Origin of the sequence: Pseudomonas sp. zfem005 (assembly GCF_032621735.1) — a bacterium.
GTDB lineage: Bacteria > Pseudomonadota > Gammaproteobacteria > Pseudomonadales > Pseudomonadaceae > Metapseudomonas > Metapseudomonas solani.
Genome location: NZ_JAVYJE010000005.1, coordinates 304,686 through 319,047 on the forward strand (window position 1 = coordinate 304,686; position 14,362 = coordinate 319,047).

14 protein-coding genes and 1 tRNA gene are annotated in these 14,362 nt (G+C 65.8%); 12 read left to right on the forward strand and 3 right to left on the reverse strand.

Annotation, left to right across the window (positions count from 1 at the left end; all coding sequences use genetic code 11):
- Window position 1 precedes the first annotated feature (1 nt).
- The gene (locus RTW82_RS13635) at window positions 2-610 is read right to left on the reverse strand and encodes a YiiX family permuted papain-like enzyme (RefSeq protein WP_316925398.1); all 609 of its coding nucleotides are present in this window, start codon (window positions 608-610) and stop codon (window positions 2-4) included.
- Between the two features lie 319 nt (window positions 611-929).
- Between RTW82_RS13635 and RTW82_RS13640 the strand changes: the two genes are divergently transcribed.
- From RTW82_RS13640 to RTW82_RS13690, 11 genes are all read left to right on the forward strand, one after another.
- A tRNA-OTHER gene (locus RTW82_RS13640) sits at window positions 930-1,002 on the forward strand.
- 351 nt (window positions 1,003-1,353) lie between these two features.
- A complete protein-coding gene (locus RTW82_RS13645; protein WP_316925399.1) occupies window positions 1,354-2,496 on the forward strand; it encodes a slipin family protein in 1,143 nt (380 codons plus the stop codon).
- Between the two features lie 31 nt (window positions 2,497-2,527).
- The gene (locus RTW82_RS13650) at window positions 2,528-2,905 is read left to right on the forward strand and encodes a zinc-ribbon domain containing protein (protein ID WP_316925400.1); all 378 of its coding nucleotides are present in this window, start codon (window positions 2,528-2,530) and stop codon (window positions 2,903-2,905) included.
- 17 nt (window positions 2,906-2,922) lie between these two features.
- Window positions 2,923-4,149 carry an RtcB family protein gene (locus RTW82_RS13655; protein WP_021219394.1) on the forward strand — a complete coding sequence of 409 codons (1,227 nt, stop codon included), beginning with the start codon at window positions 2,923-2,925 and terminating at the stop codon, window positions 4,147-4,149.
- 59 nt (window positions 4,150-4,208) lie between these two features.
- The gene (locus tag RTW82_RS13660; RefSeq protein ID WP_316925401.1) at window positions 4,209-4,787 is read left to right on the forward strand and encodes a hypothetical protein; all 579 of its coding nucleotides are present in this window, start codon (window positions 4,209-4,211) and stop codon (window positions 4,785-4,787) included.
- Between the two features lie 21 nt (window positions 4,788-4,808).
- Complete coding sequence (locus RTW82_RS13665; RefSeq protein ID WP_316925402.1) at window positions 4,809-5,606, forward strand: nucleotidyltransferase domain-containing protein; 798 nt, start codon at window positions 4,809-4,811, stop codon at window positions 5,604-5,606.
- Between the two features lie 29 nt (window positions 5,607-5,635).
- Window positions 5,636-6,553, forward strand: a complete 918-nt coding sequence (locus RTW82_RS13670) for a hypothetical protein (RefSeq protein WP_316925403.1) — start codon at window positions 5,636-5,638, stop codon at window positions 6,551-6,553.
- Window positions 6,554-6,602: 49 nt separating this feature from the next.
- Window positions 6,603-7,982 carry a hypothetical protein gene (locus RTW82_RS13675; RefSeq protein ID WP_316925404.1) on the forward strand — a complete coding sequence of 460 codons (1,380 nt, stop codon included), beginning with the start codon at window positions 6,603-6,605 and terminating at the stop codon, window positions 7,980-7,982.
- Between the two features lie 28 nt (window positions 7,983-8,010).
- Window positions 8,011-8,874, forward strand: coding sequence for a hypothetical protein (locus RTW82_RS13680; protein WP_316925405.1), 864 nt, complete (start codon window positions 8,011-8,013; stop codon window positions 8,872-8,874).
- 16 nt (window positions 8,875-8,890) lie between these two features.
- A complete protein-coding gene (rtcA, locus tag RTW82_RS13685; RefSeq protein WP_316925406.1) occupies window positions 8,891-9,916 on the forward strand; it encodes an RNA 3'-terminal phosphate cyclase in 1,026 nt (341 codons plus the stop codon).
- A gap of 114 nt (window positions 9,917-10,030) precedes the next feature.
- The gene (locus RTW82_RS13690; protein ID WP_316925407.1) at window positions 10,031-10,402 is read left to right on the forward strand and encodes a hypothetical protein; all 372 of its coding nucleotides are present in this window, start codon (window positions 10,031-10,033) and stop codon (window positions 10,400-10,402) included.
- A 96-nt stretch (window positions 10,403-10,498) separates the two neighbouring features.
- Here RTW82_RS13690 and gdhA read toward each other — a convergent pair whose 3' ends face one another.
- Window positions 10,499-11,833, reverse strand: a complete 1,335-nt coding sequence (gene gdhA / locus RTW82_RS13695; protein WP_316925408.1) for an NADP-specific glutamate dehydrogenase — start codon at window positions 11,831-11,833, stop codon at window positions 10,499-10,501.
- 345 nt (window positions 11,834-12,178) lie between these two features.
- On the opposite strand from gdhA, the gene RTW82_RS13700 reads away from it, so the two are divergent.
- A complete protein-coding gene (locus tag RTW82_RS13700; protein ID WP_021219402.1) occupies window positions 12,179-12,586 on the forward strand; it encodes a hypothetical protein in 408 nt (135 codons plus the stop codon).
- An 84-nt stretch (window positions 12,587-12,670) separates the two neighbouring features.
- On the opposite strand, the gene ettA is transcribed toward RTW82_RS13700, so the two are convergent.
- Window positions 12,671-14,338, reverse strand: a complete 1,668-nt coding sequence (gene ettA / locus RTW82_RS13705) for an energy-dependent translational throttle protein EttA (RefSeq protein WP_263400645.1) — start codon at window positions 14,336-14,338, stop codon at window positions 12,671-12,673.
- Between the last annotated feature and the right edge of the window lie 24 nt (window positions 14,339-14,362).

The following is a 14,362-nucleotide window of genomic DNA, read 5'->3' on the forward strand; positions in this document are numbered from 1 at the left end:
CTCAGTGCTCCGCCACGGTGATCAGCAGGGGCGACTCGAAGATCGCCACCGGCGATACCACGGTCTCGTCCAGCGGGATGGCCTGGCCGTAGCGCTCGCGCATCTTCGCCTTCACCACCGGCGAACTCAGGTCGAAATCGCGGATGCGCTGCAGCTCGCCCAGGCGCAGGCCGAGGCTGCGCTCGTAGAACTTCCACACCAGCTCCGAGCAATACAGGCGCTGGTCGTTCCACTCGAAGGCCAGGTCATAGCGACGCCCGCGCATGCCCTCCGCCAACTGGCGCATCTGCACCAGCACGTCAGGGGTCAGCAGCTCATCGGCACGGGCCAGCCGCTTGATCACGTAGTGCCCACCCTCGCCCCGGGCGATCCAGTGCTGCAGCGGCACGTACTGCACCTTCGCCCCCGCCTCGAACACCTGCAGCGTGCCGTTGCGCGCCAGCACCAGCCCCATGTGGCTGTAGCGCGAGTGGGTAGCCTGCTGCACCGCCAGGCTCTGCGCCGAGCGCGACTGGTGGAAGATGATGTCGCCCTCGTGCACCTCGGGCAGCGGCACCGCCTGGGCCAGGCCGGCAAACAGGCTGAAGACGAGAAAAAGTGAAAAGCGCATTGGCATGTCCTTGTCGAGGGCGCGTCAGTGACGGCGATTTTATCCAAAAAGATAAATTCGTATATCCAAGAATATGAATATCCATGACGACTGCCGCCATGGAGATCATTGGATTCAGCGGGCATAAAAATTAAATACTTATAAATCAATAAGTTAAAAATTAATTCGAGCCGCGAAAACGAAACTGGCACGCCGCTCGCTATATCCCTCTCGACCGCATCGCTGATGCAGCCCACGGGCAGGGATTCCAATCCCGCCGGTGCCCGAGCCCACCCCTGGTGTCGGCTTCGTGCATGCCGCTGCAGCAGCGAAGGTCGATGGCGCGGTAGCTCAGGCCGGTAGAGCACTCCCCTCCGTGGGAGCCGTCGCAGGTTCGAATCCTGCCCGCGCCGTTCGATAGCTCAGTCTGGTAGAGCAGCCATTCTCGGATGGCCTGACGCGGGTTCGAGTCCCGCTCGAACACTGCCCTTTCACGGCAGCTACTCAATGGATGCAACACCCCGCCGGTGCGGCGAAGGGATAGGCGCGAAGCGACCAGGATGGTCGGAACCGCCAGGGACCCGAAGCCACCGCCGGTCCGCCTGGTACGAGGACCGGGTTTGCGACACGTCAGGCGCTGGCCGAAGGAATCGGCCGAGAAGGACCGGAAGTCCACAGCGCCTGCCTCTCGCAGGCTCCCTCCTCGCCACTCGGCGGGCCGGCCAGCACCGGCACCCCGAACAAGATGAAGAAGGAAGAAACGAATGAAACTGCTGAAGCGATTCAACGTGAAGAAAAACGAACGTGGCCTGCTGTACTCCGAAGGCGACTTCCTGGCGCTCCTCGAGCCGGGCATCTATCGCCATCTGGACCTGGGCAACCGCCTGAGCGTGGAAACCTTCAGCCTGAATACCCCCCAGTTCGAGCACCGCCTGGCAGGCTACCTGCGCCAGTCCGAGCCCGAGTTGGTGGAGCGCTACTTCACCCGCATGGACCTTGCCGAGAACGAAGCGGGCCTGCGTTACGAGGACGGCGTTCTGGTGGAGATCCTGGCTCCCGGCAGCCGTCGGCTGTACTGGAAGGGCCAGACCGAGCAGCGCCTGGAGCGCATCGACCTGAGCCAGGACTACCGCGTGGCAACGGCGCTGCTGCAACAGCTGCAGGGCAATCTGCGGGGCCGCAGCGTGACCGGCGTAGAAGCGATCCTGGTGGCACAGGTACCGGCCTACCAGGTCGGCATGCTCAAGGTCGACGGCGCGGTGATCGAGCTGCTGCCGGCGGGCCAGCATGGCTTCTGGCGCTACAACCGCCAGGTGAACGTGGAACTGATCGACATGCGCACCCAGGCACTGGAAGTCAGCGGCCAGGAGATCCTCACCCGCGACAAGGTGAGCCTGCGCCTGAACCTGGCCGCCAACTGGCGTTACAGCGATGTGCTGATGGCGTTCTCGCAGCTTTCCAAGCCGCTGGAGCACCTGTACCGCGAGCTGCAATTCGGCTTGCGGGCGGCGGTGGGAACACGCTCGCTGGACGAACTGCTGGAGAACAAGCAGGTGATCGACGAATCCGTCGGCGCCTACCTGAAGGAGCGCATGGCCGGCACCGGCATCGAAGTCAGCGGCCTGGGCGTGCGCGACATCATCCTGCCCGGCGAGATGAAGACCCTGCTGGCCCAGGTGGTGGAGGCCGAGAAGGCCGCGCAGGCCAACGTGATCCGCCGCCGCGAAGAGACCTCGGCGACCCGCTCGCTGCTGAACACGGCCAAGGTGATGGAAGACAACCCCACCGCCCTGCGCCTCAAGGAGCTGGAAACCCTGGAGCGGGTGGCCGAACGAATCGACCGCATCTCGGTATTCGGTGGCCTGGATCAGGTATTGAATGGACTGGTAACGCTGAAGCAGGCCTGAGCAAGGCCTGCCCGGCGAAGGAGAGGGTTGCGTGAAGAGCAACAAGCAACGCCGCCGGGAAATCCGCGAGGCACGTGAGCGACGCAAGGCATGGAAGGCCGAGTCGGCCAGACGGCCCACAGGCCAGAAACCGCCGCCCGGCAGCTTTCCGGTCAACCGAGCCAACCTCGCGCCCTACAACAGCTACGGCGACCCGGATTTCGTCCGTCGCGGCTGGTACGAGGACCTGGATTTCAGGTGCCACGATTGCGGTATCGAGCAGACCTGGACGGCCGCCCAGCAGAAGTGGTGGTACGAGGACTGCAAAGGACAGGTGTTTTCCACGGCGACACGTTGCCGCGCCTGCCGACTGAACAAACGAATTCGCGATGGCCGGGCACAACCCGTTCCCGGCCAGCACGCAACGTAATAGAAGTGAGTAACGACATGAGCAACGAAACCTTCCAACTGCTGGAAGTCGCCAACGGCAAACCGATCAAGCTCTGGACCCAGGGCGTACCGGTGGAGGACGACGCGCGCAAGCAGCTGATGAACACCGCGCAGATGCCCTTCATCTTCAAGCACCTGGCCGTGATGCCGGACGTGCACCTGGGTAAGGGGTCGACCATCGGCAGCGTGATCCCCACCGTCGGCGCCATCATCCCGGCCGCCGTGGGCGTGGACATCGGTTGCGGAATGATCGCCGCGCGCACCTCGCTGACCGCCTCCGACCTGCCGGATAACCTGGCCGGCCTGCGAAGCGCCATCGAAAGAGCCGTGCCCCACGGGCGTAGCGTGTCCCGCGGTGGTCGAGACAAAGGCGCCTGGGAAGACGTGCCGGAACTGGCGGACCACGCCTGGTCGGCCCTGGCCGGGCGCTTCAAGGTGATCACAGACAAGTACCCGCGCCTGGAGAAGACCAACAACCGCAAGCACCTGGGAACCCTGGGAACCGGTAACCACTTCATCGAGGTCTGCCTGGACGAAGCACAGCGCGTCTGGTTCATGCTCCACAGCGGATCGCGCGGCGTAGGTAACGCCATCGGCAACCTGTTCATCGAACTGGCCCAGGCCGATATGCGCCAGCACATCGCCAACCTGCCGGACCGTGACCTGGCCTACTTCGAAGAAGGCAGCGAGCACTTCGACGACTACGTGGAAGCCGTGAGCTGGGCCCAGGATTTCGCCAAGCAGAACCGCGCGATGATGATGCACGCCGTGATCGCCGCCGCGCGCCAGGTGATCACCAAGCCCTTCGAGGCCAACCTGGAGGCAGTGAACTGCCACCACAACTACGTGCAGAAGGAGCAGCACTTCGGCCAGGAGGTCCTGGTAACCCGCAAGGGTGCGGTATCGGCACAGAAGGGCCAGTTGGGCATCATCCCGGGCTCCATGGGCGCGCGCAGCTTCATCGTGCGTGGCCTGGGTAACGAGGAGGCGTTCTGCTCCTGCAGCCACGGTGCCGGTCGCACCATGAGCCGTACCAAGGCGAAGAAATTGTTCACCGTGGAAGACCAGATCCGCGCCACCGCCCATGTGGAATGCCGCAAGGACGAAGACGTGATCGACGAGATCCCCATGGCCTACAAGGATATCGACGCCGTGATGCATGCCCAGCGCGAGCTGGTGGAAGTGGTGCACACCCTGCGCCAGGTGGTGTGCGTAAAAGGTTGAAAAACCATCTGCGCTGACTGCCTCGCCGACGTTTTTCAGAACACTGGGAAGAGAGACTCATGCTGCAGAAACTGGAAAACCGCCGGGTGACGGAACTCCAGGCCCGCCTCGACGAAGCCGGCAGCGTCTTCGACTTCGTCGTGCTGGGCCTGGATGCCACCGCCCGCCCCGGCGAGGCCGAGCACAAGGATGCGCTGCGGGTGCTGTTCGAAGGCATTCGTGAACGCTCCCAGGCATGGCGCCGCAAGCTGCTGGAAGAACACCCGCAGTACGCCAATAAACCCTGGCCGGAGCTGATCCCCGACCTGGATCGGGCGCGCCCGCAGCCCCTGGATGCCGCGCGCATCGAGGACCTGGCGCGGGACGATGGGCCGCTGTACCGGGCCCTGGTCGGCCCGCCCTATGGCAGCACCCTACAGGTGGAGGACTTCCGCGAATGGCGCGAGGTCCTGCGGCTGCATGCCGGCGAAGGGCTGCAGGTGCTGGACTGGGTCGGTAACGCCGACGACGAACCCCAGCGCAGCGCCTGGAGCAGCTACTTCGATGACGGCAAGGAATGGTGGGGCATCTGGTGCCTCACCCTGTACAACCCGAGACGACGAACACTCAGCGCGCTGGCCGCCAGCGCCACCGATTGAAGCAGTAAAGGAACCAACGAAATGACCAGCGACCACCGCCATCCCCTCCCCGCCGCCATGCGCGAGCGGGTGCTGGAGGAACTGCACCGGGTCGAACGCGAGCGCAACGTCACCGTGCTCTACGCCTGCGAATCCGGCAGCCGCGCCTGGGGCTTCGCCTCGAGCGACAGCGACTACGACGTGCGCTTCGTCTACGTCGAGCAACCCGACTGGTACCTGCAGGTGCGTGAGCCGCGCGACGTGATCGAGCGCCCGCTGGACGACGAGCTGGACGTCAGCGGCTGGGAACTGCGCAAGGCCCTGCGCCTGCTGCGCAACTCCAACCCCACGCTTTTGGAATGGCTCGACTCGCCCCTGGTGTACCGCCAGGACGAAGCCGCCAGTGCACGCCTGCGTGAACTGGCCGAAGCCTTCTGGTCACCCCGCGCCGTGCGTCACCACTACCTGTCCATGGCCAAGAAGAACTTCCGGGGCTATCTGCAAGACGAGACCGTGCGTTTCAAGAAGTACCTCTACGTCCTGCGCCCGCTCCTGGCGGTACGCTGGCTCGACCAAGGCCGCGGCCGCCCGCCGATGCCCTTCGAGGACCTGCTGGTGACCCTGGATGACGCCGCGCTGCTGGAGGAGATACACGCGCTGCTGCAACTCAAGCGTGCGGGGACCGAAGCCACCTACGGCCCTCGCCGTGAAGCGCTGCACGCCTTCATCGAAGCCCAGCTGGCCAGCGCCGGCGAAGCGCCGCAGCTGCCACGGGGCGAGGGCGATGACGCCCTGCTGGATGAATTCATGCGCCACTGCGTGCGGACCCACGCCGCCTGACGCCAACGAGTAAAGGGAGAACACGGGAAATGGATTTCAAACTGCTTATCACCCTGCCGGCGCTCCTCGGCCTGGCCAGCGGCCTGGCCGCCCAGGAGCGCCAGCGGCTGGAAACCGTCGCCCCGGACGCAACAACGGCCTTCGAACTGTCGCTGCCCGCCTGCACCCAGGCGCCCTGCCCCTTCGAGCTGCGCCTATTGCGTGGCGGCCAGCCGGTCGGCGCCCCAGCGGTGCTGGCCTGGTCGGCGACGGCTGCACCGGCCCAGCCAGCGGAGTCCGATCCCCTGTACGGCACCGGTACGCCCCTGGCGAGCGCTTCGGCCCAACCCGGGGTATGGATAACCGGTGAGGAGGAAGGGCAGGTCAGCGCCTCCGCCCGCCCGCTGCCGCTGGCGGATGGCGCGCAGGCACTGCTGGTCACCCAGATGGCCGGCTTCGAGCACCCCAAGCGCCGCCACGCCCTCTACCTGGCGACGGCCCAGGGCCCGCGCCTGGCCTGGTCCCACGACGAGACCCCGGGACCCAACCAGAGCTGGGTGCTGGCCGCCACCGGTGAGAGTCCGGTGCTGCTGGTGCGCTACCACGCCACGGAGGACAACGCGCCAGACCGCCTGGAAACCCGCAACCTGAAGTGGAATGGCGACCACTCGGCCCTGGCCGAAGCGGCCACTCCGCCGCCAGCGTCGCTGCTCGCGGTGATCGCCGAGCGCCACGCCAGCGCCACCGCCGCCCATGCCTCCCGCACCCGGCAGCCCGAGTGCCTGGGGTCCTATGCAGTCATCGACACCGGCACCCCGGGCGCTAACCGCTACGCCCTGATGCAGGTGGCGGAAAGCGCCTCCCAGGCCCAGGCGGAAACCACCCGCCTGGGCCACTGCGCAGAGACCCTGCGCCCACAGACCGTGCCACTGGCACCGCTATTGAATACACCCGCCCCAACGCCATGAGCCGGCGGGACAGGGATGGGGCCAGATCCCCCATCCAAGGAGCGCTCCAATGAACACAACGCAATGGCTCGCCCATTGGCGGGACCAGCTACGCGTGAAACAGGCTGCCGGCGAATACACCGACTGGCTGCGATACCGGCTGGACGAAGCCGAAAACTCCCTGGCCAACGGCGTCACCCTCAGCGCTCGTGAGCTGCCCCGGCAGCACAACGGTTTCATCCGCGAGGGTGTGCTGCGCCGGCACCTCGAACGGGGCGACGAAGCCGCGTTGGCCTACTGCCTCGTCTGCCTGAACGACTCGGTGGCGAGCCTGCGCGAGCTGGCACGGGGTGCCCTGGAACAGCGTTTGGTCGCAGCATCTGCCGAGAGCCTGCTGGCCAACCTCGACCTGCTGCTGGACCTGCAGCGCAAGATGCGCGCCGACCACAGCGTGGCCCTGGCCAGCATCCAAGAACGCATGGGAGAGCCCGCGCTGCGCCCGACCTTGCTTCAGGCGCTGCCAAGCCTGAGCGGGCGGGAAGCGCGCTTCGTCTTCAGCACCTTGATGGCGGAGAACAATCTCGACGCCGAACTGCTCGGGACCGCCCTGGCACACCCCGATCCAACCCTGCGCACCCAGGCCATGGACGCGCTGGGCAAGGCGCCGGCCAACCTGGCCGGGCCGCTGTGGCGCCGCGCCTTGATGGACCGCAGCGGCCGCCTGCGCGCCAAGGCCCTGTATGCGCTGCTCAAGGGCGAACCCGACGCAGCAGAACTGCACAGCTGGCTGGAAACGGCCCTGCTGGACAGCTCGCCCGCCGTTCGCGACCTGGCGCGCTGGGCTGCACCTCGCCACGGCGTCGACGCCCCGGCCGTGGTGCGACGTGCCCTGGAACAGCTGCCGAAGGACAGGACGCACTGGCACGGCGTGCTCGGCCAAGCCGCTGAGCTGCGCATGGAGGAAGCCGTTCCGCTGGCCCACCAGGCGCTCGCCACGCCGCTGCCCTCCGTACGCCGCAAGGGCCTGCAGGTGCTGATGGAGCTCGCCCCTGAACAAGCAAGCGAGGCAAGCCTCGTCCTGCTGGCCGACGCCGCACCGGGCGTGATCGTGGCAGCACTCCTGGCCTTGAAGCGCCTGCGCCACCCGGCATTCGAGCCGGCAGTGCGGGCAGAGATCGCCCGTCGTGCCGTGGAGGACATACCGGGTAGCCTGCACCTCATCCTGATGCTGCCCGCCGGCGCCCAATCGGAAAGCCTGCTGGATGGCCTGTGCAACGCTGCTGAAGACCAGCGCGAGCTCTGGCTACAGGCGTTCCAGTCCTGGCGTCAGCGCTGGCGACCGAACAGATACTGGGAGTCTGCCGCGCAACTCAAGGCCCGCCTGGAAGGCCTGCGCGACAGGCAACTGATACCCGAAGAAGAACTGACGGCCCTGATACGGGCCCTGTAACGAACACCGACAAGGATGGCCAGAACCCATGACCGGCAAGACCAAGGGCCCGGCAAGGACACCCGCCAAATGCAGCCTGAAAGCCTGGTTCGCCCACAGCGCGCCAGTGGCGGTACTGCTACGCCGTGGTCCCAGCGAATGGGTACGGATGATCCGCTGGGACCTGAGGGATGACAGCTTCGCCCTCGGCCAGTGGTTTCACGGAAAAATCGCAGCCGAGCAATGTGATCTCTCGGACGACGGCGAACTCTTCCTCTATCTCGCACGGCGCGAGGGGCGGCGTTACTGGCCAGAAGACATTGGCCCCGTGTGGACGGCCGTCAGCCGGCCGCCCCACTTCTCCGCACTGGCGCTGTGGGCCCACCCTGGCTATGAAGGCGGCGGGCTGTTCAAAGGATCGAGGCATCTGCTGCTGAACATCGCCCGCCCCTGCGAGCGACGCGCGAACGCCGAATTGCCGTTGCAGGTGGAGACGAGCGGGCGATTCTCCAGCTGGTTTCAGGCCTGCCTGCACAACGGTTGGCAAGCACCCGATCTACCAGACGGAGCCGAATCCAATTACCACTGGCAGATGCGCACACGCCTGATCAAAAGCCAGGGCGAGCTCATGCTGACCTGGCAGAAACATCAAGCCCATCGATATCAATGGCGTAACCATTTCACCCTGTGGAGAAGCGGTGAGCCCACCGCGATCGGAGAGGCCGACTTCGTCGACTTCGACTGCAACGGCCGCCTGGTGATGGGACGGCAAGGCCAGGTGCTGGCATGCCAACGACCAGAAGAAAACCTCGAATGGGTATGCCTGGCGGACTTCTCCAACCAGCAACCGGAACCGATGGAACCCACTGAATCGGCCATGACCTGGCCAGCCGCCCCAAGCGGAAGCAACTGATTGGAACACTGAAGACATGAACAAGGATTTTCTCGAACTCGACGGCGCCATCGGCGGCGGCCAGATACTGCGCAGCGCGCTGAGCCTGTCGATGATCAGCGGGCGCGCGTTCCGCATCCGCAATATCCGTGCGAAGCGCAGCCGGCCGGGCCTGCTGCGCCAGCACCTGACGGCGGTGCTGGCAGCGGCGCAGGTGTCCGGGGCAGTGGTTGAGGGTGCGGAGCTGGGCTCGCAGACGCTGTGCTTCAGGCCGGGGCCGATACGCGGCGGCGACTACCGTTTCGCCATCGGCAGCGGGGGCAGCTGCACCCTGGTGCTGCAGACCCTGCTGCCGGCATTGCTGTTCGCCGACGGGCCGAGCACCCTGGACGTCAGCGGCGGCACCCACAACCCGCTGGCGCCGCCGGTGGACTTTCTCCAGTGCGCCTGGCTGCCGCTGTTGCGCCGCATGGGCGCCGAGGTGGAGCTGGAGCTGCTGCGCCACGGCTTCATGATGGCCGGTGGCGGCGTGGTGCGGTTGCGCATGGCACCCGGCGAGCTGCAGCCGCTGCACCTGGAAGCACCGGGTGCGGTGTCGAAACGCCAGGCACGCGCCCTGGTTGCCGGGGTTCCCGGCCATGTCGGCGAGCGCGAGCTGCAACGGGTGGTCAAGCGCCTGGGCTGGAGTGAGGACGAGCTGCACCTGCAGTTCATCGACCATGACCAGGGGCCGGGCAACGCCCTGCTGCTGGAGATCGGCTGCGCGACCCTGACCGAGGTGTTCAGCGCGTTCGGCCAGCCCCGCCTGGGTGCGGAGCGGGTCGCCGACCTGGCGGTGGACGAGGCCCGCGCCTGGCTGGCCTCCGGCACCGCGGTGGGCGAGCACCTGTCGGACCAGTTGCTGCTGCCCATGGCCCTGGCCGGCGGTGGCAGCTTCAGCACCCTGGTGCTCAGCGACCACCTGGTGAGCAATATCGAGGTGATCCAGCAATTCCTGCCCGTCCGCTGTCAGATCCAGAGTAAGCGGCAGGATTTCCACGACATCGCCATCACGGCGGTTTGACGAAACCACGACATCCTCCCGCCGATACTTGCACCAGGCCGCCCCTCCCCGGGGTGGCCGCCGCAATGAAATCAGCGCATGTACGCCCGGATAGCGGGCGTACGGGAGTCGAACATGGCGTCATTCCGCGCCACCCTTGCCATCCCCCTTCTCCTCGGCTGCGCCCTGCTGGCCGGCTGCGAGAGCACCCACCAATACCTGATCGCCGAAGGCTACCCACCCGCCTTCGCCGACGGCTTCCGCGACGGCTGCAGCAGCGGCCGCCAGGCGGCCGGCGTGATCACCGGCGCCTTCCGCAAGGACGTGCCGCGCTACCTCAAGGAGCGCACCTACGCCGAAGGCTGGGGCGACGGCTTCGAGCAGTGCAAGGAGCAGGTGCGCAGCGAAGAGCTGCGGGAGTTCCACGAGCAGATATCCAAGGATCGCGACGAAGACTGGGAGCGCGACAAGCGCCGCGCCATGGACCGCGCCCTGACCGGGCATTGAGCGGCCGGGCACAACCGCTGCGCAAACGAAAAGGGCAGCCATTCGGCTGCCCTTTTCTTCGCGGATGCATCCGCTCCCACCAGGGGATGTCGCGACTCAGACCACGCCTTGCGCCAGCATGGCGTCGGCCACCTTGACGAAGCCGGCGATGTTGGCGCCCTTCACGTAGTTGATCCGGCCGTGCTCTTCGCCGTGGGCGACGCAGGCATGGTGGATGTTCTGCATGATGCCGTGCAGGCGCTGGTCCACCTCGCCGGCGCTCCAGTGCAGGCGCATGGCGTTCTGGCTCATCTCCAGGCCGCTGGTGGCGACGCCGCCGGCGTTGGAGGCCTTGCCCGGGGCGTAGAGGATGCCGGCCTCGACGAAGATATCCACAGCCTCCAGGGTCGAGGGCATGTTGGCGCCTTCGGCGACGCAGATGCAGCCGTTGGCCAGCAGGGTGCGGGCGTCGTTGGCGTCCAGCTCGTTCTGGGTCGCGCAGGGCAGTGCGATGTCGCAAGCCAGGCTCCAGGGGCGCTGGCCGGCGAGGAAGCGCAGGCCGGGCGCCTGCAGCTCGCTGAGGCGGCCACGGCGCACGTTCTTCAGCTCCATCACCGCTTCCCACTGCTCCTGGGTCAGGCCGCCCTCGGCGAACAGGGTGCCTTCGGAATCGGACAGCGAGATCACCTTGCCGCCCAGCTCCATGACCTTCTGCGCCGCGTACTGGGCGACGTTGCCGGAACCGGAGATGGCCACACGCTGGCCGTCGAAGCCGCTCTCGCGGCCCTTGAGCATTTCCTGGGCGAAGTACACGCAGCCGTAGCCGGTGGCTTCCGGGCGGATCAGGCTGCCGCCGTAGGCCAGGCCCTTGCCGGTGAGCACCGAGGTGAATTCGTTGGACAGGCGCTTGTACTGGCCGAACAGGAAGCCGATCTCGCGGGCACCGACGCCGATGTCACCGGCGGGCACGTCGAGGTCGGCGCCGATATGGCGGTACAGCTCGCTCATGAACGACTGGCAGAAGCGCATGACTTCGGCATCGCTCTTGCCCTTGGGGTCGAAGTCCGAGCCGCCCTTGCCGCCGCCCATGGGCAGCGAGGTCAGGGAGTTCTTGAACACCTGCTCGAAGGCCAGGAACTTGAGTACGCCGAGGTTCACCGAGGGGTGGAAGCGCAGGCCGCCCTTGTACGGGCCGATGGCGCTGCTCATCTGCACGCGGTAGCCGCGGTTGACCCGTACGCGGCCGGCGTCATCGACCCAGGGCACCCGGAACAGCACCGCGCGCTCCGGCTCCACCAGGCGCTCGAGAATGCCGGCCTGCAGGTAATGCGGGTTGGCTTCGAGGAAGGGCCACAGGCTGCGCAGCACCTCTTCCACGGCCTGGTGGAATTCGGGCTGGTCGGGGTCACGCCGTTTCAGGCGGGCAAGATAGTTGTCGACGGATTCGGTCATGGCGTCCTGGCCTGCTCGTTCTGATCAAAAGGGCGCTGACTCTAACAAGGAAAACGCGCCCTACAGAAGTGCAAAATGACGCCTTATTGAATCTTTTTGGTGCAAATCTATAAAAGACGCCGTAAACGAAGGGAATAAACCCCTCTGAAACGGGGATTTCGTCGAGCAAAGCCTGCACCTTGTCGGCGCAATCCAGGCTCTCAAATAGCGCATTCGCGCGAGCACCGAGCGAACGGGGCGCTGCCGCCTGGCCTTTGTATCCACCCATTTCCACGGGAGAACTCGGCACATTCGCGCCAGTCATAGCGATGTGCCATTTCGGCACTCACTCCCAGGAGTTCATCCATGTACCGCTCGCGCATGCGTCCTTCCCTCCTCGCCGCCACCACGCTCACCGCCCTGCTGCTCGCCGGCATCGGCCAGGCCCGAGCAGGTGTCGAGATGGCAGGCTCGGCCAGCAGCTATGACAACCTCGCCGCTGTAGATAGCACCTCCCACGGGGGCCAACTGACGGAGAGCAACATCAGCGTCGGCGATCTCAAGGAGATGCAGAAGCACATCAACAAGCTGAATCAGCTAAGCAGCGATCAGGCCGACACCATCAGCGCCCTGAGGCGCCAGGTGGACGACCTCAAGCGCGACAGCGGCTCGGCCAACGACATCTCCGGCATCCAGCGCGGGCTGGATGAGCAGGCACGCAAGACCGACCAGTTGCAACGCAGCCTGGACGACCTGGCCCGCAAGGTGAAGTAAGCCGGGAGCGGAAACGAAAACGGAGCCTTTCGGCTCCGTTTTCTTTTGCGGCCCACCCGGCATCAACCGGGGGCTGACCTCAGGTCACTGGGCCAGCTTCTTGTGACGCACGCGGTGCGGCTGGGCAGCGGCATCGCCCAGGCGCTTCTTGCGGTCGGCTTCGTACTCGGTGTAGTTGCCTTCGAAGAACACCGCTTGCGAGTCGTCTTCGTACGCCAGGATGTGGGTGGCGACGCGGTCCAGGAACCACCGATCGTGGGAAATCACGATGGCGGCGCCGGGGAAGTCCAGCAGGGCTTCTTCCAGGGAGCGCAGGGTTTCGACGTCGAGGTCGTTGGACGGTTCGTCGAGCAGGAGGACGTTGCCACCCTCCTTCAGGGTCAGGGCCAGGTGCAGGCGGCCACGCTCACCACCGGACAGGTCCTTGACGAACTTCTGCTGGTCGCCGCCCTTGAAGTTGAAGCGACCGACGTAGGTACGCGACGGGATCTCGTAGTTGCCGATGCGGATCTGGTCGGAGCCGTCGGAAATCTGCTGGAACACGGTCTTGCTGCCATCCAGGTCGTCGCGGCTCTGGTCCACGCAGGCCAGTTGCACGGTCTCGCCGATCTCGATGCTGCCCGAGTCCGGCTGCTCCTTGCCCATGAGCATGCGGAACAGGGTCGACTTACCGGCACCGTTACCGCCGATCACGCCGACGATGGCGCCCTTGGGCATGGAGAACGACAGGTTGTCGATCAGCACGCGGTCGCCGTAGCCCTTGGTGACGTTCTTGAACTCGATGACCTTGTCGCCCAGGCGCGGACCGGCCGGGATGTAGATCTCGTTGGTCTCGCTGCGCTTCTGGAATTCCTGGGACTGCATTTCCTCGAAGCGCTGCAGGCGGGCCTTGGATTTCGACTGGCGGGCCTTGGCGCCTTTGCGCACCCACTCCAGTTCTTCCTTCATGGCCTTTTCATGGGCCGACTGCTGCTTGGATTCCTGGGCCAGGCGGGCCGACTTGGTTTCCAGCCAACCGGAGTAGTTGCCCTCGTAGGGGATGCCCGCGCCGCGGTCGAGTTCGAGGATCCAGCCGGCGACGTTATCGAGGAAGTAACGGTCGTGGGTAATGGCTACCACGGTGCCCGGGAAGTCGTGGAGGAAGTGCTCCAGCCAGGCGACGGAGTCGGCGTCCAGGTGGTTGGTCGGTTCGTCCAGCAGCAGCATGTCGGGGGCGGACAGCAGCAGGCGGCACAGGGCCACGCGGCGCTTCTCACCACCGGACAGGTGCTCGACGCGGGCGTCCCAGGCCGGCAGGCGCAGCGCATCGGCGGCGACTTCCAGCTGGCGCTCCAGGTTGTGGCCATCGCTGGCCTGGAGGATGGCTTCGAGCTTGGCCTGCTCGGCGGCCAGCTTATCGAAGTCGGCGTCCGGGTCGGCGTAGGCGGCGTAGACCTCGTCCAGGCGTGCCTGGGCGTCCTTCACCACGCTGACCGCTTCCTCGACCACTTCGCGCACGCTCTTGGTCGGGTCCAGCTGCGGCTCCTGGGGCAGGTAGCCGATGTTCAGCTCGGGCATCGGGCGCGCTTCGCCGTCGAACTCGGTGTCCACGCCGGCCATGATCTTCAGCAGAGTCGATTTACCCGAGCCGTTGAGGCCCAGCACACCGATCTTGGCGCCGGGGAAGAACGACAGGGAGATGTTTTTAAGGATTTCCCGCTTCGGCGGAACAACCTTGCTCAGCCGATGCATGGTGAAGACGTATTGAGCCATGGGTGACCTTGGTTCTGTGATCAG